General features: G+C 65.9%; 23 protein-coding genes and 1 pseudogene. 12 read left to right on the top strand and 12 right to left on the bottom strand.

Annotated elements, in window-relative coordinates; genetic code table 11:
• Window positions 1-161: 161 nt before the first annotated feature.
• The 5 genes from AC1VNY_RS25655 to AC1VNY_RS25635 all read left to right on the top strand — a co-directional run bounded on the left by AC1VNY_RS25655 (window position 162) and on the right by AC1VNY_RS25635 (window position 5113).
• Window positions 162-698: a helix-turn-helix domain-containing protein gene (locus AC1VNY_RS25655; protein WP_482407294.1), complete on the top strand. Its 537-nt coding sequence runs from the start codon at window positions 162-164 to the stop codon at window positions 696-698.
• 175 nt (window positions 699-873) lie between these two features.
• A complete protein-coding gene (locus tag AC1VNY_RS25650; protein ID WP_482407269.1) occupies window positions 874-1899 on the top strand; it encodes an adenosine deaminase in 1026 nt (341 codons plus the stop codon).
• On the top strand, window positions 1896-3071 hold the full coding sequence (locus tag AC1VNY_RS25645) for an MFS transporter (RefSeq protein WP_482407268.1): 1176 nt from the start codon (window positions 1896-1898) through the stop codon (window positions 3069-3071). Before AC1VNY_RS25650 ends, AC1VNY_RS25645 begins: the two co-directional genes overlap by 4 nt.
• A 114-nt stretch (window positions 3072-3185) precedes the next feature.
• Window positions 3186-3659: a VOC family protein gene (locus AC1VNY_RS25640; protein ID WP_482407267.1), complete on the top strand. Its 474-nt coding sequence runs from the start codon at window positions 3186-3188 to the stop codon at window positions 3657-3659.
• Between the two features lie 188 nt (window positions 3660-3847).
• Complete coding sequence (locus AC1VNY_RS25635; RefSeq protein WP_482407266.1) at window positions 3848-5113, top strand: serine hydrolase domain-containing protein; 1266 nt, start codon at window positions 3848-3850, stop codon at window positions 5111-5113.
• 124 nt (window positions 5114-5237) lie between these two features.
• Here AC1VNY_RS25635 and AC1VNY_RS25630 read toward each other — a convergent pair whose 3' ends face one another.
• From AC1VNY_RS25630 to AC1VNY_RS25600, 7 genes are all read right to left on the bottom strand, one after another.
• Window positions 5238-5735 carry a peptide deformylase gene (locus tag AC1VNY_RS25630; protein WP_482407265.1) on the bottom strand — a complete coding sequence of 166 codons (498 nt, stop codon included), beginning with the start codon at window positions 5733-5735 and terminating at the stop codon, window positions 5238-5240.
• 71 nt (window positions 5736-5806) lie between these two features.
• Window positions 5807-6679, bottom strand: coding sequence for a bifunctional helix-turn-helix transcriptional regulator/GNAT family N-acetyltransferase (locus AC1VNY_RS25625; RefSeq protein ID WP_482407264.1), 873 nt, complete (start codon window positions 6677-6679; stop codon window positions 5807-5809).
• Between the two features lie 156 nt (window positions 6680-6835).
• Window positions 6836-7303 (bottom strand): carboxymuconolactone decarboxylase family protein, encoded by a 468-nt coding sequence (locus AC1VNY_RS25620; protein WP_482407263.1) that lies wholly within the window; start codon window positions 7301-7303, stop codon window positions 6836-6838.
• A gap of 102 nt (window positions 7304-7405) precedes the next feature.
• Complete coding sequence (locus AC1VNY_RS25615) at window positions 7406-7537, bottom strand: hypothetical protein (protein ID WP_482407262.1); 132 nt, start codon at window positions 7535-7537, stop codon at window positions 7406-7408.
• A gap of 8 nt (window positions 7538-7545) precedes the next feature.
• Window positions 7546-9351 carry a hypothetical protein gene (locus AC1VNY_RS25610; protein WP_482407261.1) on the bottom strand — a complete coding sequence of 602 codons (1806 nt, stop codon included), beginning with the start codon at window positions 9349-9351 and terminating at the stop codon, window positions 7546-7548.
• Window positions 9352-9798: 447 nt separating this feature from the next.
• Window positions 9799-10659 carry a DMT family transporter gene (locus AC1VNY_RS25605; RefSeq protein ID WP_482407260.1) on the bottom strand — a complete coding sequence of 287 codons (861 nt, stop codon included), beginning with the start codon at window positions 10657-10659 and terminating at the stop codon, window positions 9799-9801.
• On the bottom strand, window positions 10656-11162 hold the full coding sequence (locus AC1VNY_RS25600; protein ID WP_482407259.1) for a MarR family winged helix-turn-helix transcriptional regulator: 507 nt from the start codon (window positions 11160-11162) through the stop codon (window positions 10656-10658). Before AC1VNY_RS25600 ends, AC1VNY_RS25605 begins: the two co-directional genes overlap by 4 nt.
• A 212-nt stretch (window positions 11163-11374) precedes the next feature.
• Between AC1VNY_RS25600 and AC1VNY_RS25595 the strand changes: the two genes are divergently transcribed.
• Window positions 11375-12172 carry a DUF899 domain-containing protein gene (locus AC1VNY_RS25595; protein ID WP_482407258.1) on the top strand — a complete coding sequence of 266 codons (798 nt, stop codon included), beginning with the start codon at window positions 11375-11377 and terminating at the stop codon, window positions 12170-12172.
• 129 nt (window positions 12173-12301) lie between these two features.
• On the opposite strand, the gene AC1VNY_RS25590 is transcribed toward AC1VNY_RS25595, so the two are convergent.
• Window positions 12302-13201, bottom strand: a complete 900-nt coding sequence (locus tag AC1VNY_RS25590; RefSeq protein ID WP_482407257.1) for a LysR family transcriptional regulator — start codon at window positions 13199-13201, stop codon at window positions 12302-12304.
• Between the two features lie 13 nt (window positions 13202-13214).
• Here AC1VNY_RS25590 and AC1VNY_RS25585 point away from each other — a divergent pair.
• The 3 genes and pseudogenes from AC1VNY_RS25585 to AC1VNY_RS25575 all read left to right on the top strand — a co-directional run.
• Window positions 13215-13445: pseudogene (locus AC1VNY_RS25585) on the top strand (DUF1127 domain-containing protein); the annotation flags it as partial.
• A gap of 63 nt (window positions 13446-13508) precedes the next feature.
• On the top strand, window positions 13509-14087 hold the full coding sequence (locus tag AC1VNY_RS25580; protein ID WP_482407293.1) for a GNAT family N-acetyltransferase: 579 nt from the start codon (window positions 13509-13511) through the stop codon (window positions 14085-14087).
• Window positions 14084-15277: an MFS transporter gene (locus AC1VNY_RS25575; protein ID WP_482407256.1), complete on the top strand. Its 1194-nt coding sequence runs from the start codon at window positions 14084-14086 to the stop codon at window positions 15275-15277. The genes AC1VNY_RS25580 and AC1VNY_RS25575 overlap by 4 nt, the downstream gene beginning before the upstream one ends.
• A 20-nt stretch (window positions 15278-15297) precedes the next feature.
• On the opposite strand, the gene AC1VNY_RS25570 is transcribed toward AC1VNY_RS25575, so the two are convergent.
• On the bottom strand, window positions 15298-16734 hold the full coding sequence (locus AC1VNY_RS25570; RefSeq protein WP_482407255.1) for an MFS transporter: 1437 nt from the start codon (window positions 16732-16734) through the stop codon (window positions 15298-15300).
• A gap of 124 nt (window positions 16735-16858) precedes the next feature.
• Here AC1VNY_RS25570 and AC1VNY_RS25565 point away from each other — a divergent pair, with 124 nt between their 5' ends.
• The gene (locus AC1VNY_RS25565) at window positions 16859-17770 is read left to right on the top strand and encodes a LysR family transcriptional regulator (RefSeq protein ID WP_482407254.1); all 912 of its coding nucleotides are present in this window, start codon (window positions 16859-16861) and stop codon (window positions 17768-17770) included.
• Window positions 17771-17790: 20 nt separating this feature from the next.
• Here AC1VNY_RS25565 and AC1VNY_RS25560 read toward each other — a convergent pair whose 3' ends face one another.
• Window positions 17791-18699, bottom strand: a complete 909-nt coding sequence (locus AC1VNY_RS25560) for a LysR family transcriptional regulator (protein ID WP_482407253.1) — start codon at window positions 18697-18699, stop codon at window positions 17791-17793.
• Window positions 18700-18913: 214 nt separating this feature from the next.
• Between AC1VNY_RS25560 and AC1VNY_RS25555 the strand changes: the two genes are divergently transcribed.
• Complete coding sequence (locus AC1VNY_RS25555; RefSeq protein WP_482407252.1) at window positions 18914-20431, top strand: MFS transporter; 1518 nt, start codon at window positions 18914-18916, stop codon at window positions 20429-20431.
• Between the two features lie 51 nt (window positions 20432-20482).
• On the opposite strand, the gene AC1VNY_RS25550 is transcribed toward AC1VNY_RS25555, so the two are convergent.
• A complete protein-coding gene (locus tag AC1VNY_RS25550; protein ID WP_482407292.1) occupies window positions 20483-20887 on the bottom strand; it encodes a cupin domain-containing protein in 405 nt (134 codons plus the stop codon).
• Window positions 20888-20988: 101 nt separating this feature from the next.
• Window positions 20989-21390: an Ohr family peroxiredoxin gene (locus tag AC1VNY_RS25545; RefSeq protein ID WP_482407251.1), complete on the bottom strand. Its 402-nt coding sequence runs from the start codon at window positions 21388-21390 to the stop codon at window positions 20989-20991.
• Window positions 21391-21536: 146 nt separating this feature from the next.
• Between AC1VNY_RS25545 and AC1VNY_RS25540 the strand changes: the two genes are divergently transcribed.
• Window positions 21537-22004, top strand: a complete 468-nt coding sequence (locus tag AC1VNY_RS25540) for a MarR family winged helix-turn-helix transcriptional regulator (RefSeq protein ID WP_482407250.1) — start codon at window positions 21537-21539, stop codon at window positions 22002-22004.
• Window positions 22005-22115: the final 111 nt, after the last annotated feature.

Genomic DNA, 22115 nt, shown 5'->3' with positions numbered 1-22115 from the left:
AAGAAAGACTGCCGTGACCGGGGTCGTGACATGCCTGTGGTTCGAGCAGCGTCAGGCGCACGGCTGCGGAGTTTGCGCCGCAGCCGTTCCTGGTAGCGGTGTCCGCGGGGCATGTCTTCGCTGACCCTCGCTACGAGTTGCAGAACAAAGTCGGGTGAATGATGGGCAATCAAGGCCGCGGGTTGCGACGAATGCGATTGCTTCGTCAGATCAAGCAAAGCCACCTCGCTGAATTGATGGGTGTGGATCAGGCGACCGTGTCGCGCTGGGAGCGCGGCATTCTCGATCTGTCTGAAAGCCAGTGGATCTCGGCGCGCCGATTGCTCATGGGTCCGTTCGAGCCGGCCCAGGATGCCGCCCTGAAGCGTCTGGTCGAATCCTCGACGCGCAAGGTCCATCTGGTTTGCGACCTGACGCATCGGTTGCTTGCCGCGTCGGCGCCCAGGCAGGCCGAATGGCGAACCGGCTTGTCCGAATTCCTGGGCAAATCGCTACGTGGCTATGCCTCGCCGGAAATCCTCGCGGCTGACACCGCCCTCAATGATCTCGGCTGGTATGACGGGCAGCTGAGCTCGCTCGAGGTCAATACGGGTCCGAACTCCGATGCGGACCTCGTGATCCTTCCGGGGCGCATGCTGTGGGAGCGCCTCATGCTCGCCGACGGTGCCCCCGCACGGCTGGTCACCACCATTGCCTGAAGCTCGGGGAGGCTGCCTCAGCCGGATAACGCTCGCATATTTTATGCGTGGCGACCTTTCGACAAAGGCTGCTAGGTCGGGCTCGTATGGCAGATGAGCTTGGCAAGCGCATCCGTTTGGATGCGCGTGAAAAGACTCTGAAGTGGAACACGCCCGAGCCCAGAGATCGCGTTCAATGAATTCCGTTCCGTTGTTTGACATCAAGGCCGTTCCGAAGGCCGAGCTTCACGTGCATGTCGAGGGAACGCTGGAGCCGGGCATGCTGCTCGATTTTGCCCGCCGGAACGACGTGGCGATTCCGTACCGCTCGATGACCGACGTCCTCTCGGCGTATCGCTTCTCCGATCTCCAGTCATTTCTGAAAATCTACTGGGCCGGCCTGACCGTGCTTCGGACGGAGCGCGACTTCTATGAGCTGACGCGCGCGTACCTGACCCGCGCGCGGGAAGACAATGTCGTTCATGCGGAAATCTACGTCACCCCGGCCGACCATACCGAGCGCGGCGTGCCGTTCGATGCTGTCATGGACGGCATCAGCGCCGCTTATGCAGACGCGCGATGCGATATCACCGGAGGCATGATCCTGTGCGTTCGCCGGCATAAGCCTGTTGAAGAAGCTTTCGCCGCGATCGAGGCGGCGGGCCGCTGGCGCGACGGCGTGCTGGGCCTCGGACTCGGTGGACCGGAAAAAGGCTACCCGCCCAGGCCCTTCGACGAGGTCTTCGCCCGCGCCCGCGCGCTTGGCTGGAAGACGACCGCACATGCCGGTGAGGAAGGGCCGCCGGATTATGTGACCGAAGCGATCGACAGGCTGGGCGTCGACCGCATCGATCACGGCGTCCAGTGCGAGGCCGATCCGGCACTGATGCGGCGCCTTGCCGACGAGGGGACGCCGCTCACGGTATGCCCGCTGTCGAATGTGGCGCTGCGGATCTTCCCCGATCTCCAACGTCACAATCTGCGCCGGCTGCTCCACGCCGGCCTCTGCGTCACGATCAACTCCGACGACCCGGCGTATTTCGGAGGTCACGTCAACGAGAACTTCGTCCGCACGGCAGCGGCGTTGGGCCTGACTGCCGAGGAGCAATTAAGCCTCGCCGACAACAGCCTCAAGGCTGCGTTCATGGATGAAGCGCGGCGTCAGGACTATCGGCGCGTCATCAGGGATATGGCCGCTCGTCCACGCCGGTCACCTGCATGACGACTGACCGTTCCAGTCCCGGGCTAAGCGTCTGGCTCGCCGTCATCGTGCTCGGCGTTGCTTCGTTCACGATGGTCACGACCGAGTTCGCGCCGGTCGGGCTGTTGTCCCAGATCGCCCACGATCTTGGTCGAGACCAAGCCGCCGTCGGGCTCACGGTCACGCTCTATGCCTGGATCGGCGCTGCCAGCGGCCTGTTGTCCGCGGTTCTGCTACAACGTTTTCCCCGCAAGCCGCTGCTCGTTGTTCTGATGCTGGTACTGTCCGCGAGCAATCTTGCGGCGATGGTTTCCGACAGTTTCACGGGGTTGTTGCTGGCGCGGGCGGTCGGTGCCGTCGTTCACGGCTTCTTCTGGGCGATGGCGGCCGCGATCGCAACGCAGATTGCACCGTCTCATCGCATGGGTGTTGCGACAGCGATCGTGTTCGGCGGAATCTCGATGGCAACCGTCATCGGCGTGCCGCTCGTCAACCTCATCGGACAGAACAGCGGATGGCGCGCGGCATTCGGCGTGATCGGCGGCGTCGGATTGTGCACGTCCGTCCTGATGGTCGGGGTTCTTCCGCGGCTCCGAGCCGGATCGCCGGCGGGATGGCAAGCGCTGGCCGCGGTGGTTCGCCGACAGGACCTGCGCAGAATCTATTCCGTAACGGCGTTGATGGCGGCGGCGAATTTCGCAGCCTACACCTTCATCGAACCCTTCCTCGGCGAGATCGCGGATGTGCCGCCCTTCATGATCGGCGTGATGCTGTTCGGTTTTGGCGGAGCAGGATTTGTCGGCAACATCCTGACCGGTGTCCTGATCGATCGCTTCATGACATCCGTCATCACGTGGGGACTGCTTGCCCTCGCGGGCGCGCTCGTTGGGCTTGGATGGTTTGGCCCGCAACTCGGGACCGGCACGGTCGTTGCCTTGCTCGTCGTCTGGGGCGCCGCCGTCGCGGCGCTGTTCGCGGGCCTCCAGACCTGGATCTTGCGTGCGGCCGGTTCCATGGCAATGTCCGCGGCCGCGATCCACTCGGCCGTCATCAATTCGGCGATTGGCGTCGGAACCATTCTTGGTGCCCGGATGCTGAATCTCTCGGATCTATCCGGAGTGATGCTGATGGCGGGAGTGATCGTCATCGTGCCGCTCCTGATCATGCGCGTGAGCCGAAGTGGCGAAACATGATCCGCGATGGCGAAACAGTTTGTGGAACGATAACCTGCGCCGCGTCGAACCAGGACCATAATCACGCATTATGACCGCTTCACCCCGCTCGATCATCCCTGCAAGGAGACTGCCATGACTGATCTCGTCACATGCCTCTGGTTCGATCAGGGCCGGGCGCGCGAAGCCGCCGAGTTTTATGCCGCGACGTTTCCCGACAGCCATGTCGGCGCAGGCCATCAATCGCCGATACCGGGCATCGGGCAGGGCGAGGAGCTGACGGTCGAGTTCAGCGTGCTGGGCCGCCGCTTCGTGGGGCTGAACGGAGGCTCCAACTACACGCCGAACGAGGCGGTCAGTTTCATGGTGCTCACCGACAGCCAGGAGGAGACCGACCGCTACTGGAATGCGGTCACTTCTAGCGGCGGCAAGGAATTGCCATGCGGCTGGTGCCGGGATCGCTGGGGCTTTGCCTGGCAGATCACGCCGCGGCGGCTGCTCGAGCTCGTCAACAGCGCCGACCGCGCCGCCGGCAAGCGCGCGATGGAGGCGATGTTGACGATGAAGAACATCGACATCGCCGCGATCGAGCGCGCGGCGGCGGGGTAATCCGCGTGCCGGAATGATCTGGCCCGGGCTCGATAGTCAGGTGTCCGATCGAGCTGGTATCTGCGGCGCGCGGCCATTCGCGTTGCGGCGTGTGCTCGCCGCGACGGTCACCCCGGCGCAAACGCGGGATGTGCGTGGTGCTGTCGCGTGATACGAAATTCGCATTCGCAGCTCTGGAGCCAGCCTTGATGTCCGTCGCAGCCGCCGCCGCCAATCAACAGCAAAATCTCACCGCCGCCGAATCCGATCCGCAAACGCTTGGCTGGATGCAGGGCTTTCCGCCGCCGCAGGACAGGACCATCACCTTCCAGAACGGCTCGTTCCGCAGCTTCCCCGAATTGCGCTGGGCCTGGAGCAACATCCGCCAGCTGGTTCCGACCGTGAATGTCTGGCGCGGGGCAGGGCCGGCGTCGGTGCTGCCGCGCGAAGACCATGATATCGGCGCGTCGGCATCGGTGACGATGGACGGCCGCCCGATGACCTTCGCGCGCATGCTCGATGAGACCTATGCCGACGGCATCGCCGTGCTGCACCGGGGCAAGCTGATCTACGAGCGCTATTTCGGCGCCTTGAGGCCGCACAAGCCGCACATCGCGATGTCGGTGACGAAATCGTTCACCGGCACGCTCGCCGGCATCCTGATCGCGGAGGGCAAGATCGATCCGCAGGCCCCGATCACCGATTATGTGCCGGAGCTGAAGGCAAGTGCATTCGGCGATGCCCGCGTGCACGAGGCGATGGATATGACCACCGGCCTCAAATACACCGAGGTTTATACCGACAAGAATTCCGACGTGTGGGGGCTGCGGCGCGCCAACGGCATGGCGCCGATCGAGCCGGGCTATGAGGGCGCGACCAATATCTTCGACTTCCTCTGCGCGCAGCAGAAGCAGGGCGAGCACGGCAAGGCATTCGCCTACAAGACCGTCAACACCGACGTGCTGGCCTGGATCTGCCGCCGTGCCAGCGGCATGACCTTGTCGGATTTGCTCTCCGAGCGGATCTGGGCGCCGATGGGTGCCGAGGAGGATGCGCATTATCACGTCGATCGCATCGGCACCGAAAGCGGCGGCGGCGGATTGTCGACGACGCTGCGCGACCTTGCCCGGTTCGGCGAGACGATCCGCAATCACGGCCGCTTCAACGGCCGCCAGATCGTGCCGTCTCAAGTGGTCGAGGACATCGCGCGCGGCGGCGATCCCGAGAAATTCAAGCCTGCCGGCTACACCACGCTGCCAGGGGCGTCCTACCGCAATCAATGGTGGGTGACGCACAATGCGCACGGCGCCTTCATGGCGCGCGGCGTTTATGGCCAGGGCCTCTATATCGATCCGAAAGCCGAGATGGTGATCGCGCGCTACGCCTCGCACCCGGCTGCCGGCAACGCCGCGAACGATCCCGTGACGCTGCCGGCCTACATCGCGCTGGCGAAGGATCTGATGGCGGGAGGGTAGGACGAAGACAGGTTGGTTCGCTTGCGCAAGACGCGTAGCCCGGATGAGCGCAGCGATATCCGGGGCTTTTCCGTCTGCTGATCGCGGCTTGTCCCCCATGTCGCTTCGCTCATGCGGGCGACGATCACGTCCGCGAGATTTTGTCGTATCGCTTGATCAGGCGCTCCCGCTTGATGCGGGACAACCGCCTGATCCAGAACATGCCGTCGAGCTGATCGATCTCGTGCTGATGGCACACGGCGCGCAGGCCGTCGGCTTCTTCGGTCTGCATGTTGCCGTCGAGATCCTGATAGCGGATGCGGACGCGGGCGTGGCGCTCGACCTCGTCATTGACCCCGGGCATCGAGACGCTGCCCTCCTTGTGCAGGATCATCTCGGGCGAGGTCCGGATGATCTCCGGATTGACATAGGTCCGGGGCCCTTCGCGGGCATCGAGCTCGAGCACCACGACGCGCAGGGACACACCGATATGCGGCGCGGTGATGCCGATGCCCGGCGCCGCATGCATGGTGTCGAGCAGGTCCCGCGCCAGTTCGCGCAGCGCCTCGTCGAACATGGTCACCGGATCGGCCGGCAGCGCAAGGCGCGGATCGGGATAGCGCACGATGGGGTGAATGGTCATGCCCGTGTTCTTAGGCCAGCGCATCGCGCCGGACAACATGCTGATGCCGGGCACCGCGTGCGGCGCGCCGTTCAGAGATGCTTTTCGAAGAACAGATCGGGGTAGGGGTCGTCATTGAAGCGCGGGATCTCGGTCCAGCCCGTTCTCCGATAAAGCTGGCCGGCTTCCGGCAGCGCGCTGTTGGTGTCGAGCCGCAACACCGCGATGCCGAGCTCGCGTGCGGCCTTTTCGGCTGCGTCCATCAGGCGGCGGCCAAGGCCGAGGCCGCGTGCGCCAGGTGCGACCCAGAGCCGCTTGATCTCCGCGAACGCGCTGCTGCTGCCCTTCAGCCCGACGCAGCCGATCGGCAGCCCATCCGACATCGCCACGATGAAGCTGCCGCGCGGGCGCACCATGTCCTTGGCCTCGGGGTCGCGCGACAGCTTGACGTCAAAGCCCGTCTCGAAGCGCCGTGCGAGCTCGGCGTAATATTCGCCGAGGCAGTAGCGCGCCTCGTCGCTGCGCGGATCCATCTCATCGAGGGCGGTGCCGTCGCGGCCGAGCGCCGAGGCGATCAGGTCCATCGCCGCCAGCAGCGCGTCGCGTTGGCTGTGGTGGGCGAGAAAGTCCTTGGCCTGCCGGTTGGAGATCGCCTCATAGGCGCTGAACTCGCGCTTGCCCGTCGCCGTCAGCCGTGCGATGCGGCGGCGCGCATCGTCGCCATGCGCCGTGGTCTCGATCAGTCCCTCGTCCTCGAGGCTGCGCAGCAGGCGGCTCATCAGGCCGGAATCGAGGCCGAGATAATCCCTGATCTCGCCGACATCGGCGCGGCCATGCCCGATCGCGTTCAGCACGCGCGCCGCGCCGAGCGGCCGGCCGCGCCCGAGGAACGAGGTGTCGAGCGCGCCGACGGCGGAGGTCACGGCACGGTTGAAGCGGCGGACGCGGGAAACGGGGTCGAGCATATATCTGACTTTAGTCAGATATCGTCGCCACGTCAATTGGCCGGCGATCCGGACCGAATGAAGCTTAGCGCCTAAGTGCTGCGATAGGCGACGCGGATTAGCCTGGGACGCAGCGGAACGAAATCGCCGCTGCGTCGTCTCGTGTCGTTTCTGCGGTCACGCCGCGGCCATCTTGGCCTTGATCACGTGCGGATCGACGAAACCGCCAAAGCCGACCGCGATCCGGTTCCAGCCGTTGATGATGTTGATCAGCAAGGTCACCTTGACCTGCTCCTCCGGCGTGAAATGCGCCTTCAGCGTCTCGTAGGCCGCGACATGGGTATGCTGCTCGCAGATCCGCGTCAGGGCCTCGGTCCAGCCGAGCGCGGCGCGCTCGCGGTCGGTGTAGCAGGGCGCTTCGCGCCAGGCCGACAGCAGGTAGATGCGCTGCTCGGTCTCACCCTCATCGCGGGCGAACGTCGTGTGCAAATTGATGCAATTGGCGCAGCCGTTGATCTCCGAGGCGCGGATCTTCACGAGCTCGGCGAGCTTCGGCTCGAGGGTGGAGGTGATCGCAAGCGACGCGTCGAACCAGATCTTCATGATCTTGGGGGCGGCGGCGAGCGGATCAAGTCTGACAGTCATGGTCGGTTTCCCTGGTTTGGTTGACGACATCATGACGAACGAGGAACGGCGAATGTGACATGCCGGCGCGATATTTTTTATCTGCCACGGCAGGGGCGGCTCTTACAGGAAGCCGGCGATCGGGCGGATGGTCTCGTCGGCCAGCGTTCTGACCTCCTTGGCGGGAAGGCCGACGGGCGCGCGCGGTCTTGCTGCGCGCTGTTGCGAATGGAATGACGCGATGATCGCGATCATCAGCGGCGCTACCGGGGCGCGAGATCGCTCGCCGCTTGCCGGAGTTCTTGCAGCAGCTCTGTTTCCCATTGCGAAGGATCCGTCAGGAACCGCGCGAGATTGTCGAAACAATAATATCCGAACTCCGACCTTGATCGGGCGGCGGACGTTGCGGCTGCACGCGCCAGCAATCGCGCGGCATACTGCTGCGGCGTCATCAGGCTCGCCGCGTGCTCGGCCATCTTCGCCATGCGCCAAAGCACCGAGTGGTCGATGGCATTGCCGAGGTCGCTGAAATAGAATCGTTCCGCGAGCTCCAGGCGAGCGCTCGCGCTGCCAGCGTTCTCCAGCATCAGCGGAGCGATCTTCTCGAAGAAGAAGTTCTCGTGATCGGTATCGACCAGCCCGTAGTAGCGCAGCAGAACCTCGTTGCTCGACTTGTCGAGACGCGCGAGACACCACGCGGCGTAGCCGAACAGTGCGGTCGGGATGTCGTCTCCGTAAGGGTCGTACCAGGCGTTGGTGTGCGGTCCGATGTGTGCGCACACCGTATCGATCAGCCTTCGGATCGCAGGCGCGGCGCCGGGGCAATGCCTGGCGACATGGGTGAAGAACTTCTTCTCGTTGAGCCGCTTGCCGTCGCAACGGAACACCGCCTGCAGGTGGTTGTCGTGCGGCCGCTCGTTGATATCGGGACCGATCTGCGCCGTCAGCGCATCGATGGCCGCGATACAGTCGGGCTCGCTCATCGAGGCGAGATCGACGGTGTAGGTGCTGTACCGCTTGGCGAGCGCCTCGGCCTTCTTGGCCCGCGCGGCATCCTCTTCTTGCGACTCGGGTGGAGCGGGCCTGAAATGATCCTCCTTTACGGGCACGACCCGGGCGCGGTGCACCGGATCGCCCGGCGCTCCGGAGACCGTCACCATCCCCTCCGTGAACCGCATATCGAGACGCCGGTCGTGCAGGGGCGTCGCCCTCGACCAGCCGCGGGCGCGCGCCAGCCAAGGACGGTCGTCCATCCCGAACCGCTCCAGCATGATCTTGGGCGAAACCGTCCCGTCCACACCGACGCAGGCGACGAACTCATGCCGCTTCAACCAGAAAGCCTGGCTATCGCCTTGCCAGCCGATCACGTCGCGCTCAGAGAGTTCGAAGTCGCGGAGATTGCTGCTGACATTGGCGTAGTGGCCGTTCGGATCCGGCCACAGATCGGGGTGCGATTTCGCGTTGATCTCGTTGGTCGTCAGCGAGGCCTCGCGATCGAGCAACTGCGACACCTTGCGGTAGATCTCGCCGCGTCGTGGCGGCAATCCCTGCTTCCGCCTGTCGAGGTCGAGCTGGGTCGTGTCGGGCAGCCCTTCCGCCTGCATCCACATCGGCGCGACGGAGTGCAGCCGCCGCAGCGGAAAGGCCTGCCAGATCTCGACGGCAAAGCTGAAATACTCCCGCTGCGCCGTGGTGTCTCTGCCCAGCAACCGGGAGACGAGCGAGCTTTCCTCGGTGATCATGGGAAGCCGGGAATTGTCGCCGCGCAGCCAATAGCGCCCGCACGGGCTCGAGCGGATCAGAAACGACTTGGCGCGCGATCCCTCGCAGCTCGACACCTCGTGATGGCCCGTCTGCGGATCGATGCGCAGCAGCAGTGCAACGATTCCATTGTCGTGCCGGAACGCCGAAACCAGAATTCGGCCATCCTGGTCCAGAACCGGCGGGCACAGCGAGTTGCCGCTCGGCATGCCCTGAACCGAGCGGACGATCGCCCTGCGCGCGAGGTCGATGACATGCAGGTCCGTCGCGCGCGGCGTGATAAAGCAGGAGATAGACGAACCGGCCATCCCTGCTCTGGAGAAATCCGTAGCTCAGATAGTCGTCGCGCGCGTCCTTTCCGTCGTGTCCGCGCGCCCAGGGCGTCTGCAGCCGATCGACGAGTCGGCGACGCGCGAGATCATAGAAGACGAATCCCGCGTCGGTGTTGAAGAACCACGCGATGCCATCCGGCAGCAGCCCGGCATTTCGCGCGAGCCGCTTGCCGAGGGCAGGACGCATGATCCAGTCATCCTGGCCGTCGACCTGGATTGCGTAGTACTCGGTGTTGCCGATTCTGCGGATGGAATTCACGATCGGGTAACCCTGCGAAGCCGCCCCGTGTCCCGAGGTGCCTCATTATGCGCGAGCCGGACAACATCCGATTAATGCGATCGGGAAACATGAGGTTGACCGGCCGGCGACCGCCGGCGCGGGACAACTTGCCGCATCCCTCTTGCTCTGCGCCGACAAGGCGGTTAGGCGCGCGCCAGCACCAGCACGTTGCCGGCAAGGATCGCGGCGGCGCCGGCGAGCACCGGCCAGCCGAGCGCAAGGTGCTCGAACAGCGCCGACAGCACGAGCGCGACGAGCGGCACCAGCGCGAGCGTATAGGCCGCGCGCCCGGGACCGAGCCGGCGCACCAGCTCGAAATAGAGCATGAAGGTGATGCAGGAGGCGGCAATCGCAAGATAGAGGAAGCTCGCCACGTAGGAGAGCGAGATGTCGGCGGCAAACGGCGTGCCGGTCGCGACGGCCCACAGCGCGCTCGCTGCGGCTCCGACGAACGCGCCCCAGCCGAGCACCGAGACGACGGGCAGTCCGGCGCGCTGGTTGCGCGCACCGACCGTTGTCCCGGCGCCGGTTGCGATGGCCGCGGTGAGCGCCCAGGCGAAACCCGCAAGCGGCGTGGCTCCGTGCGCGGCCGCGCCGGGCAGGAAGATGATCGCGAGGCCAAGAATGCCGCACAGCGCACCCCACACGAATCCGGAGGAGATCGGCACGCCGAGCACGGCGCGCGCGATCACGGCCGCGAACAGCGACGATGTCGACAGGACGAGCGCCGCAAGCCCGCTCGGCATTCGGGCGGTCGCCTCATAGAAGGCGATGAAGGCAATGGCGAAGAACAGCAGGCCCTGCAATGCGACCGCCGGTCGATCCTTTCGCGGGATCGCGAGCGGCACGCCGCGCAGCCGGCCGTAGCCGAGCAGGATGACGCCCGCGAGCATCATGCGCAGCGCGACCGACCACGGCGCGGGCGTTACGCCGGCCTGCATCGCCGTTGCCAGCGCGCCGCCGCCCCAGAGCAGCGCGGTCAGCGCGAACAGCAGGGCTGTCATGGCGCGCTGGCGTCATCGCGCAGTGCGCGCCAACCCTCGGCATCGATCCGCGCGCTTTCCCCCTCAAGCCGGGTGAGGGCGGAATCGAGCGTGGCGCGTTCGCTCTCCGACAGCCGCGCCAGCAGTCGCGTCTCGATCGCGCTGCCGAGTGCGGCGATCCGGTTGAACGCGGCCCGGCCGCTGCGGGTGATGCTGACGGCGGCGAAGCGCCGGTCGGACTTGCCGGGCCGCCGCACCGCAAAGCCGAGATCTGCGAGCTGGCCGATGCCGCGACTGACCGCAAACGGGTCGAGGGCGCAGGCGCGGCCGATCTCGGAGGCGTTGGCGGCGTCGCGCTCGGCGATGACGGCGAGGATACGCCAGCCGGCCTGGCTCAATCCGAACGTCTCGCCGTAGAAGCGCTCGAGCGGTCGGGCGACCTGCGCCGCGACCAGGAACAGGCGGTAGGGCAGCCAGGCACTGAGCTTCAGCCCATCGTCGGACGCAGGCGCAGTCTGTTTCATGGGGCGAGAGGCTCGCACACATAATTGCAAAGTGCAAGCATATCGCAATGTTGCGACCCGGATCGCATGCGTGAAAATCCCGACACACTTGTCACTCCCACTCACTGCTGCCGCGGCGCCAGATTGGGGCATGACCAACGGCGAACGGCGGGCGGCGATGGAACCGCGCTGAGGTCCCGGAGTTCGTCCAAATCGGAGATGGAGAGACCATCATGAATAAATCAGCTGAAAACGATCGCGGCGGACTGACGGCGATGCAGACACCGCCGGTGGTGTCGCGGGAGGCGTGGGAGGCGGCGCGCCTCGAGATGCTGGTGAAGGAAAAGGCCCAGCTGCGGGCACGCGACGCGCTTGCGGCGGAGCGGCGGCGAATGCCCTGGATGGCGGTCGAGAAGCCGTATGTCTTCGAAGGACCGAACGGCAAGGCGAGCCTGCTCGACCTGTTCGAGGGCCGCCGGCAGCTGATCATCTACCGCGCCTTCTTCGAGCCCGGCGTGTTCGGCTGGCCGGACCATGGCTGCCGCGGCTGTTCGCTCGGCGCCGATCAGGTCAGTCATCTCGCCCACCTGAACCAGCGCGACACCACGCTCGCCTACGCCTCGCGCGCGCCGCAGGCCGACATCGCGCGGCTGAAGGCGCGGATGGAGTGGGACATGCCGTGGTACACGATCACCGACAGTTTTGACGCCGACTTCGGCGTCGCCGAGTGGCACGGCCACAACGTGTTCATCCGCGACGGCGAGCGGATCTTCCGCACCTATCTCGTCAACAGTCGCGGCGACGAAGCGATGGGTACGGTGTGGAGCTATCTCGACATCACGCCGCTCGGCCGCCAGGAACTCTGGGAGGACTCGCCGAAGGGTTATCCGCAGGGCCCGACCTACAAATGGTGGAACTGGCACGACAATTACGACGCCGAGGCGGCGCCGAACGCAAAATGGGCGGCGGTGACCGATGCCGGCGAGGCCGCGTTCCGCAAGATCGCGGAGCAAGAGCGCAAGGCGACGTAACGGGTAGAGCAGAGCGCACGCGCGGCGTGCTTCCGAGAGCTTCGGTTTTGATGGCATCAGAACCGAAGCTCTCGCTTCTTGTCTTGCCTGCTTTCCCGACGCGGACCGACGTCCGCTTCGCTCGACGCTCTAGCGGCCGTTGTCCCTGGCCGAGAGTGCCTTCAGCGCCGACAAGGTCTGCCGCAGCCCGCGATCGAGGCGCTTGTCGCGGCGAATCACCACCGCGAGCCGGCGGTAGAGCTTAGGTGACAGCGACCGGACGATCAGGTCGCGTTGCTTGGTGCTGGCGGGAACGGCCATGCCGGGCAGCACCGCGCAGCCTAGCCCGGCGCGCACCATCTCCTTGATCGCCTCGACGCTGCCGAGCGACATCAGCGGCTTCAGCGAAACGCCGCCGCGGGCCAGCCACTCGTCGGCGGTGCGCCGGGTGTTGCCGCCCGGCTCGAACAGCAGCACGGGCCTCGTCGCCAGCACCTCCGGCGTGATCCGCGCGGGCAGTTGCATGTCGCGGGGCGCGATCAGCACGAACTCGTCGTTCACGACCGGCGTGATCTCGAAGCTGCGCCCCGACACCGGCAGCGTGACAAGCGCGATGTCGATGGTGTTGTCCTCGACCGCCCGGGCGATCTCCGCGGTGTTGCCGGTCGTGACCGTGATCTCCAGCGAGGGCAGCGCGGCGCGCAGCTCCTTCAGGATCGGCGGCAGCAGGAAGATGCAGGCGGTCGCACCGGTGCCGAGCCGCACGCGGCCTGCCGTTCCGGTTGTCTGCTGTGCAACGGCGTCGACCGCCGATGCCACCGCCGCATTGATCTGATGCGCGTGCGAGAGCAGCGCGACGCCGGCGGCCGTCGGTCTCGCCCGTCGTCCGACCCGCTCGATCAAGGTCGCATTCAGGCTGCGCTCGAGCTGGCGCACCTGCAGGCTCACCGCGGGCTGCGTGAGCTGTAGCCGCTCGGCCGCCGCCGAGAAGCTGCCGCAGTCGATCACGACAGCGAAGCTTTCGAGATAATCGAGGTTGAGGTTCTTCATCAAAGAATCTCTTATGCCACGCATAAGCTATCAAAGCTTCACTTATATAACGCCGCGGCGCATAGTCCGGCAAGCGACGGCTTCGGCAGACCGGGAGCAGGCATTGTCCGGCCTCAAGTCCATTGGCGGTGTCATCGTCGAGCTGGGGCGCTATCTTGCGGTCTCTTCGCATTCGCGCATCCGCCGCCGGCAGGCGCTGCGTGAGCTCGACGATCGCCTGCTGGCGGATGTCGGACTGTCGCGCAGCGATGTCGAGATGAGCCCGTGGCGCCTGCAGCATGCGCCGACGCGCCGTCGAAGCACAGGGATGATGCCGCAAGACGAGGCAAGGATGAGCGACAACGAAGACACCGTGATCCGCGACGCCACAGAGGTCGACATGGCGGAGGTGCAGCGCATCTACGCGCACCACGTGCTCAACGGGCTGGCGACCTTCGAGGAAGTGCCGCCGACACTCGACGAGATGCTCGGGCGCCGTGCCGCCGTGCTGGCCGCGGGGCTGCCGTATCTGGTGGCCGATATCGACGGACGGGTGGCCGGCTACTCCTACGCGACAGCGTACCGACCACGGCCGGCCTATCGCAACACCATTGAAGACTCGGTCTACGTGTCGGAAGCCCTGCGTGGCCGCCGCGTCGGCGCGGCGCTGCTGCGGGCGCTGATCGAACGGTCGGAGGCGGGCCCCTGGCGGCAAATGATCGCCGTGATCGGCAACAGCGGCAACGCCGGATCGATCGCGCTGCACCGTCGCATGGGCTTCGAGATGGTCGGGACGCTGAGGTCGGTGGGCTTCAAGCTCGGGCAATGGGTCGACACCGTGCTGATGCAGCGGCCGCTGGGGCCGGGCGCTGCCACGCTGCCGTCAGACAGGGAAACGGCCCGGTGATCGCACGCCGGGTCGTGATTGCCCTCGGGCTGGCTCAACTGATCTCGTGGGGCGCGACCTACTATCTGATCGGCGGGTTCGGCGAGCAGATCGCCGCGGATCTCGGCTGGAGCCGCGACATCGTCTACGGCGGATTTGCCGCGGCGCTCTTGGTGATGGGCGTGACATCGCCCCTTGCGGGCAGGTGGGTGGACAGAAGCGGCGGCCGGCAGGTCATGGTCGCGGGCGCGGTGATCAACGCGCTCGGTTGCGCCGGTCTTGCGGTCTCGCACCAGATCGGCAGCTATTTCGCATCGTGGATCGTTCTTGGCCTCGGCATGCGGCTGACGCTGTACGATGCCGCCTTCGCGGCGCTGGCCCGGATCGGCGGGCCGGAGGCGCGCCGCGCGATGTCCGGGATCACCTTGCTTGGTGGTCTGGCCGCCACCGTGTTCTGGCCGCTCGGCCACACGCTCTCGGACCATTTCGGCTGGCGCATCGCGGTGCTGGCCTATGCCGGCATTGCGCTGTTGGCGATCCCGCTGCATCTGCTGATTCCGAACCAGCGATTTGCCGGAGTGCCGGGCTCTGCCGCGGTGGCATCGAGGCAACCGCGCGCGGCGGGGCGGCGGCAGCTTGCGGCTGCGAGCGGGCTCTATGCCGTGATCATGACCGGCGCGAACTTTTTGAACGCCGGCATGTCCGCGCACATGATCGCAGTGCTCACCGGCCTCGGGCTCACCGTCACCGTTGCGGTGTGGATCGCAACGCTGCGGGGGATCGGGCAATCCGCCGCGCGTCTCTGCGAAGTCCTGTTCGGCGGACGGATCGATCCACTCGGGCTCAACCTGATGGCCTGCCTGATCATGCCGCTCTCCTTCATCGCCGGCCTGTTCAGCGGATCAGCGCGGGAGATGGGGATCGCGTTCGCGCTGCTCTACGGCGCCTGCAACGGCATTCTGACCATCACCAGGGGAACGCTGCCGCTGATCCTGTTCGATCATCGCAGCTATGGCACGCTGGTCGGCCGGCTCATTGTCCCGAGCTTCATCCTGCCCGCGGCGGCGCCGCTGATCTATGCAATCGTGATCGACCGGTTCGGCGATGCGAGCGCGCTCTATCTCTCCACCGGTCTTGCCCTGGTGACGCTGCTTGCCGCCATCCTGCTCAAGCTGCTGTTTCCGCCGCCGCACGCGGCCGCGAAGCAATAGCCGTGTCGGCGGTGTCGATCTCAACTCGCCGGCTCGCGCGGCAGCCACAGCGAGAGCCAGCCGCCGAGCGCCAGCAGCGCGACATTGCAGCCGAGCGCGATCGTGAAGGCGTGCGCGTAATCGTCGGCTTGTGGATGCGGCCCGAGCAGGCTGTAGAAGACGCCGCCGATCACCGCGACACCGAGTGCCGCGCCGATCTGGAAGGTCGAGATCATCATCCCCGATGCCAGCCCGGCATGGCGCGGATCGATGCTGCCGATCACGGCCTTGATCACCGACGGCATCACGGTGCCGAAGCCGAGCCCGCCGCAGATCAGACCGAATTCGAGGCTTTGCGGAAGCGCACCGCCGACCGACAGCATCACGACACCGAAGCCGACAACCTGGAGCGTAAAGCCCAGCGTCAGCGTGCGGGCACCGAGCCCTTGCATCACCAGCGATGATACCAGCGAGCTGACGAAGAAGCCGGCGGCAAAGGGCAGTGTGGCAAGGCCGGCTTCCAGCGGAGATTGGTGCAGGCCATTTTGCAGGTAGACCGCGAAGGTCAAATAGAACGACGACAGCATGTAGAAGGCGAGCGCCATCACCAGCCCGATCACGAAATCGCTGTTGCGCAGCAGATGCAGCGCGACCAGCGGGTCGCCGCCACGGGCTTCGAGCCGCGCCTCGAAGCGGACGAAGCCGGCGAGCATCAGCGGAGAGGCCAGCAGCATCGCGACGATCCAGACAGGCCAGCCGGATTCCCGGCCCTCGATCAGCGGATAGACCAGGAGGCCGAGCGTGAGCGACAGCAGGATGACGCCGCCGACGTCGAGCCGCTGCGCGTGCGCGGCGCGCGAGTCGGCGAGGTACAGCAGGCCGCCGACGAAGGCGGCAAGGCCGATCGGCACGTTGATCAGGAAGATCGCCTGCCAGGCCAGTCCGAACGGATGCGCCGACACGAGCACGCCGCCCAGCAGCTGGCCGCAGATATTGGCAAGGCCGAAGGTCGCGCCATAGAAGCCGAGCGCGCGGCCTTGTTCGGCCGCCGGAAACAGCACGCGGATCGAGGCGAGCACCTGCGGGGCCATCACGGTGGCGGTGAGGCCCTGCAGGATCCGTCCGGCGACCAGCATGGTGGGTGACCACGCGATGCCGCACAGCACGGATGCGATCGTGAAGCCGGCGACGCCGGTCAGGAACATCTGCCGCCGCCCCAAGAGGTCGCCGAGCCGGCCGCCGGTGATCAGGAACACGGCGTAGGTCGCGGCATAGGCCGAGATCACGAACTGCACCTCGCTTGGGCTGGCGCCGAGATTGTCGCGAATGGCGGGCAGCGCGAGGTTGACGACATTGAAATCGAGGATCGGCAGGAAGGCGCCGGTGAGCAGCACCGGCAGCGCCAGCCATCGCCGCGGGTCGACCGTCGCCGGCCGCGCGGCGTGCAATTGCAACGTCTCGGTGGTCTCGCTTGTCACCTGCCAGCTCCTCTGCGTTGCCGGCGCGGCACACGAGGTGCGCCCGTCGGCCGAACTTTTCGGGAAGATGGCCTGTTTGTCTGTGATAAGGTATTCGCCAACTCTGCTAATTGAGTTTGCAAAAATGAACAGTCCGCTTGACTGGAATGACCTTCGCCTTGTCCTCGCGGTCGCGCGGGAAGGCAGCCTCTCGGGGGCGGCGCGCCGGCTCGGCGTCACGCATTCCACCGTGTTTCGCCGCCTCGGCACGATCGAGGATGCGATCGGAACGCGGCTGTTCGAGCGTTTCCGCGACGGTTACGCACCGACACCGGCCGGCGAGATCGCGGCGGCGTCGGCAGCCCGGCTCGAGGACGAGGTGCTTGCACTCGAGCGCAAGCTGGCGGGACGGGATCTCAGGCCGTCGGGGCCGGTGCGGATCACGACGACGGACACGCTCGGCGCGGTGCTGATGCGGCATCTGCCGGCGATGCGCGCCGCGCATCCGGAGATCCAGCCGGAGATCATCATCTCGAATGCGATGGCGAACCTGACGCGCCGCGAGGCCGAGATCGCGATCCGGCCGACGCCGGCACCATCCGAACTGCTGGTCGGACGGCGCATTGCCGATATTGCCCATGCGGTCTACGGATCGCGCGCCTATCTTGCCCGCCGCGGCGACAGGGATCTGTCGGTGCACGACTGGATCGGGCTCGACGATGCGCTGGCGGGGACCGTCATCGCCGGCTGGATGCGCGAGAACCTGCGTTCGGCGCGGACCGTCTGCCGGGTCGATGCGCTTCCGGCGCTGTGCGATGCCGCGGTAGCGGGCCTGGGACTTGCCCTGCTGCCCTGCTATGTCGGCGATCTCGCGCCCACGCTGCGCCGCCTGACGCCGAAAGCACTCGCAGAGCCGCGCTCGGCGCTGTGGCTATTGACCCATGACGATCTCAAGCGCACCGCGCGCATCCGCGCGACGCTCGATTTTCTCGCCAGGGCGCTCACCTCGGAGCGTGCGCTGTTCGAGGGAAAGCGCGCCGGAGGCGCGCGCCGTTAGTCGGCCGGCGCGCAGATCGTTCAGGAGCCGACAACTTCCGTGACGGTATGGATTTCCTCTGCCGCGCGGTTCGCAGGCATCCGATGGTGCTCGCGAAAGGCACCAACAATCGTCTTCAGGACCGCGCGTGATTTTGCATCTGACAGCGCCGACAGCGGCATGATCTCGGACGGCGGGAGGGCAGGCAGGCCGAGCCGCCGGCTGACCTCGATCGTCCCGACCGGGGCGAGCCGGCGGGAGAACACCGACGTAGCGAGGCCTGCGGCAACCGCGTCGGCGACGGCAAAGGATCCGCAGCCGAGGAAAGTTTCCGTCCACGGGATGCCCGCCGCTGCCAGCGCGCGCGTCGCGATGTTGAGCACGCCGCAGGACGGCGAGGAGGCGGCGAGCCGCAGCGGCTCGCCCGCGTGATGGACGAAGTCCGGCGTGGCGAACCAGCCGTAGTGATCCGTCGCCAATATCTCGCCGTCGCGGCGGTCGTCCTCGCGGCGGACGATGGCGGCGTCGATCTCGCCGCGATCGAAGGCGCTCAGCAGGTCGCGGGAGTCCTCGAGCCGGACCTCGATGGTGAGCGCCGGGTCGTGCGCGTGCAGTTGCGCCAGCAAGGTCGGGACCTCCGCGCCTCCGACATGGGTGGCAATGCCGAGCGAGAAGCGACGCGGCCGCGCGGGCGACAACGCCGCGACGGCGCGATCATGCGCGGCGAGCAATTCTTGCGCGGGGGCGAGGAAAGCCGCGCCCTGTGCCGACAGGCGCACCAGGCGCGGTGTCCGTTCGATCAGCCTGTGGCCGAGCTGGCTTTCCAGCCGCTTCAACTTGACGCTGATCGCGCCCTGCGTGGTGCCGAGCGTTTCGGCGGCGCGGGTAAAGCTCTTGAGATCGGCGATGGTCACGAATGTCTTCACGGCGTCGACGTCGAGCGTGGTCATGTCAGTCATCCGGATTTGTTGTCTCTGAAATATCTAGTCATCCAATTCACCAATGCTCAAGCCGTGACTAGCTTTGCGCTGTGAAGCGCTGCGGCCACCCGATTCCTGCCGCTGCCGCCTCAATACATCGTGAGTCGATCGACCGACGCTGCTGCCAGCACCCTGGCAACAGCGTGCGGTATGCCGTTGGCTTGCCACAACAAAAGGCCTGATCATGTCTACTGAACTGAGCCGCCGCGGCGCTGTCGTGCTGTCCGCCGTATGCCTTGCCTGTCTGATGTTCGGATTGGAGATTTCCAGCATCCCCGCGATCCTGCCGACGCTGGAGCGGGTGCTGCATGCCGACTTCAAGGCGCTGCAATGGATCATGAACGCCTACACGATCGCGGTCACCACGGTGCTGATGGCGATCGGGACGGTGGCGGACCGCTACGGTCGCAAGCGCATCTTCCTGGTCGCGATCGCGGCGTTCGGCGTCACCTCGCTGATCTGCGGCATTGCCTCGAGCGTCGAAATGCTGATCCTCGCCCGGTTCCTGCAGGGCCTGAGCGGCGGCGCGCTCTTGATCTGCCAGATCGCCGTGCTCTCGCACGAATTCCAGGGCGGCCGGCTGCGCGCCGTGGCCTGGGGCTGGTGGGGCGTCATCTTCGGCATCGGCCTCGGCTTCGGCCCGATCATCGGCGGCGCCGTCGTCGCGGTGCTGAGCTGGGAGTGGGTATTCCTCGTCCACGTGCTGTTCGCGGCCGTTGCGTTCGTGCTCACGATCGGCGGCGTGCATGAATCGAAGGATCCGAAGGCGAGTAGCCTCGACGTCGCCGGTATCGTGACGATGTCACTCGCGGTGTTCTGTCTCGCCTTCTACATCACGCAGGGGCCGGATCTCGGCTTCGTCAGTCCGAAGGGGCTTGCGATCCTCGGCGTCTCCGCCGTGAGCTTCGCAGCGTTCCTGATTGCCGAGAAGATCAGCCGGCGGCCGATGTTCGACTTTTCGGTGTTCCGGATTCCAGCTTTCTCCGGCTCGATCGTCGGCTCGGCGGCGATGAACCTCAGCTACTGGCCGTTCATGATCTATCTGCCGATCTGGTTTCATGCCGGCCTTGGCTATGACAGCGTCTCCGCCGGCCTTGCGCTGCTTGCCTATACGCTGCCGACACTGGTGATGCCGCCGTTCGCCGAGCGGCTCTCGCTGCGCTATCAGCCGGGCCTGATCATTCCGGCGGGGCTGTTCACCATCGGCGCCGGATTCATGCTGATGAAGTTCGGCAGCGCCGCCGCGGAGGCGAACTGGTTGACGATGCTGCCGGGCTGCCTGCTCGCCGGAATCGGTCTCGGCATCACCAACACGCCGGTCACCAACACGACGACCGGCTCGGTCTCGAGCGACCGCGCCGGCATGGCCTCGGGCATCGACATGAGCGCGCGAATGGTTTCGCTTTCAGTCAACATCGCGCTGATGGGCTTTATCCTGGCGAGCGGCGTGCTGGCGCATCTGAAGGCGGTGCTGCCGGCGCTGGACGGCGCGCAACTTCGGGCAATCGCCGAGCGGATCGCGGCAGGTGATGCCGCATCGGCGCCGGAGCTGACCGGCCCTGTCGTGCATCAGGCGCTGGCGAGCGGCTTTGGCTGGGTGATGCTCTATGGCGGCATCGGGGTGTGGATCATGGCCGCGTTGAGCTTCCTGATCTTCAACGTGCGGCCGGTACGGCAGGCCGAGGCTCAGGGCACGAAGTGAAGCCGATGTCGCTGTGCCTGCCCAGGCGCAGGGGCGGGCAGGCGGTATCGGTCACTTCACGAGGGTCAGCAGCGGCTTGTCCTTCTCGACGATGTAGGTCGCAAGCTCGCTGGCGGTGACGTCGCCGACATTCCTCGCCGCATGGACCGTGCCGGCGGGAATGAAGAGCACGTCGCCGGCCTGCAGCCTTGCCGGCGGCCTGCCGTCGACGTCGTATTCGAGCGTGCCGGCGAGCACATAAATGATTTCTTCGCCCGGATGCGTATGGCGGCCGAAAGCCTTGCCCGGCGCGATGTCGACACGCACCTGCACGGCTTCACGCCCGGAGGCGCTGAGGTCGTGGCGCTGCAGGTCGGTTCGCGTGAAGCCGGCCGGTTGCTGCGCCTGTGCGCTCGGTATGGTCAGGAGGCTGGCGGTGAACAAGGCCGTCCTTGCGAGGAGGCGCGTTGCCTTCATCAGCTTGCTGGTCATCTTGAACTCCAGGATTGGCTTGCGTCCCTGTCCGATCGCGAGCCGGCAAGCGGCCGGCCCGCGTCGGAGATCGTCATGTGCTCGTTTCAGACGAGGGTGGTCGTGACATCGATGTTGCCGTGAACAGCCTTGGAGTAGGGGCAGATGCCGTGCGCGGCTTCGATCAGCTGCTGCGCGACCTCGCTCTCGACGCCGGGGATGTGGACGTTGAGGCGGGCGCTCAGGAAGAAGGCGCTGCCGGCCTGGTTCAGATCGATCTCGGCGTCGACCTCGGGCTCGCTTGCGAGCTTGACCTTGCGCTGACCGGCGGCGAGCTGGATCGCGCCGATGTAGCAGGCAGACCAGGCGGCCGCGAACAGGTTTTCCGCGGCGGGGTGCGGCTGCGGCAGCTTGACGTCGAGGAAGCCGTCGCGCGAGCGGGCGGCGCTGTTCGGGCCGGCGGTGACGTGGGTCTTTCCGGTGACGAGAACCTTTGCATTGGCGGTCATGGCGAGCTCCTTTGGGATATATAGATCGTATCCGATCTAATCGTGTACGCGTCGAAATAGGCCCCGGGCTTGATCGTGTCAAGCACTTCCGATTTAATCGGATGCGATTTATATTGACCGCGACATCACAAACTCCGGAGACATCCGTGACCCGCTCCTCCAAGGCCGAGACCAAGGCCCGAAAACTCTCGAATTTTCTGTGCTTTGCGGTCTATTCGGCCAATCTGGCCTTCGGCCGCGCCTACAAGCCGATCCTGGATGCGGTCGGCCTGACCTACACCCAGTACATCGCCATGGTGGCGCTGTCGGAGGCGGACGAGCAGACCGTCAGCGCGCTCGGCGAAAAGCTGTTTCTGGAATCCAACACGCTGACGCCGATCCTCAAGAAGCTGGAGCAGATTGGCTACATCAGCCGCGTCAGAGATCCCGCCGATGAGCGGCAGGTTCGCGTGAGCCTGACGCCGGCCGGCCGACGCCTGCTCGACAAGGATATCAATGTGTCCCTGGTCGAAGCCACCGGGCTCGGCGACGAATTTCCCGTCGTGCAGAAGACCGTCGCGAGGCTGCGCGACAATCTGCTGCGCAACACGCGCGCCGATCCGAAGAAGGGCTGATCCTGCGGGCCAAATTGTAACGCGCTGTATCCGCGCCGCGCCGTTCCGACTGAAGCAGTCTGGGTCTGATCAAAAGCGGCCGGGTGGCAGGGGCAAGCGCTTCTGAATCTT

It is taken from the genome of Bradyrhizobium ferriligni, assembly GCF_056837965.1.
Note: the sequence above shows the minus strand (reverse complement) of the source record. Positions and strands in the feature narration are given on the sequence as shown.

Coding starts and splice junctions, on each gene's coding strand:
- AC1VNY_RS25655 (WP_482407294.1), top strand. CDS start 162: ATGGGCAATCAAGGCCGCGGGTTGCGACGAATGCGATTGCTTCGTCAG.
- AC1VNY_RS25650 (WP_482407269.1), top strand. CDS start 874: ATGAATTCCGTTCCGTTGTTTGACATCAAGGCCGTTCCGAAGGCCGAG.
- AC1VNY_RS25645 (WP_482407268.1), top strand. CDS start 1,896: ATGACGACTGACCGTTCCAGTCCCGGGCTAAGCGTCTGGCTCGCCGTC.
- AC1VNY_RS25640 (WP_482407267.1), top strand. CDS start 3,186: ATGACTGATCTCGTCACATGCCTCTGGTTCGATCAGGGCCGGGCGCGC.
- AC1VNY_RS25635 (WP_482407266.1), top strand. CDS start 3,848: ATGTCCGTCGCAGCCGCCGCCGCCAATCAACAGCAAAATCTCACCGCC.
- AC1VNY_RS25630 (WP_482407265.1), bottom strand. CDS start 5,735: ATGACCATTCACCCCATCGTGCGCTATCCCGATCCGCGCCTTGCGCTG.
- AC1VNY_RS25625 (WP_482407264.1), bottom strand. CDS start 6,679: ATGCTCGACCCCGTTTCCCGCGTCCGCCGCTTCAACCGTGCCGTGACC.
- AC1VNY_RS25620 (WP_482407263.1), bottom strand. CDS start 7,303: ATGACTGTCAGACTTGATCCGCTCGCCGCCGCCCCCAAGATCATGAAG.
- AC1VNY_RS25615 (WP_482407262.1), bottom strand. CDS start 7,537: ATGATCGCGATCATCGCGTCATTCCATTCGCAACAGCGCGCAGCAAGA.
- AC1VNY_RS25610 (WP_482407261.1), bottom strand. CDS start 9,351: ATGGCCGGTTCGTCTATCTCCTGCTTTATCACGCCGCGCGCGACGGAC.
- AC1VNY_RS25605 (WP_482407260.1), bottom strand. CDS start 10,659: ATGACAGCCCTGCTGTTCGCGCTGACCGCGCTGCTCTGGGGCGGCGGC.
- AC1VNY_RS25600 (WP_482407259.1), bottom strand. CDS start 11,162: ATGAAACAGACTGCGCCTGCGTCCGACGATGGGCTGAAGCTCAGTGCC.
- AC1VNY_RS25595 (WP_482407258.1), top strand. CDS start 11,375: ATGAATAAATCAGCTGAAAACGATCGCGGCGGACTGACGGCGATGCAG.
- AC1VNY_RS25590 (WP_482407257.1), bottom strand. CDS start 13,201: ATGAAGAACCTCAACCTCGATTATCTCGAAAGCTTCGCTGTCGTGATC.
- AC1VNY_RS25580 (WP_482407293.1), top strand. CDS start 13,509: ATGATGCCGCAAGACGAGGCAAGGATGAGCGACAACGAAGACACCGTG.
- AC1VNY_RS25565 (WP_482407254.1), top strand. CDS start 16,859: ATGAACAGTCCGCTTGACTGGAATGACCTTCGCCTTGTCCTCGCGGTC.
- AC1VNY_RS25560 (WP_482407253.1), bottom strand. CDS start 18,699: ATGACCACGCTCGACGTCGACGCCGTGAAGACATTCGTGACCATCGCC.
- AC1VNY_RS25555 (WP_482407252.1), top strand. CDS start 18,914: ATGTCTACTGAACTGAGCCGCCGCGGCGCTGTCGTGCTGTCCGCCGTA.
- AC1VNY_RS25550 (WP_482407292.1), bottom strand. CDS start 20,887: ATGAAGGCAACGCGCCTCCTCGCAAGGACGGCCTTGTTCACCGCCAGC.
- AC1VNY_RS25545 (WP_482407251.1), bottom strand. CDS start 21,390: ATGACCGCCAATGCAAAGGTTCTCGTCACCGGAAAGACCCACGTCACC.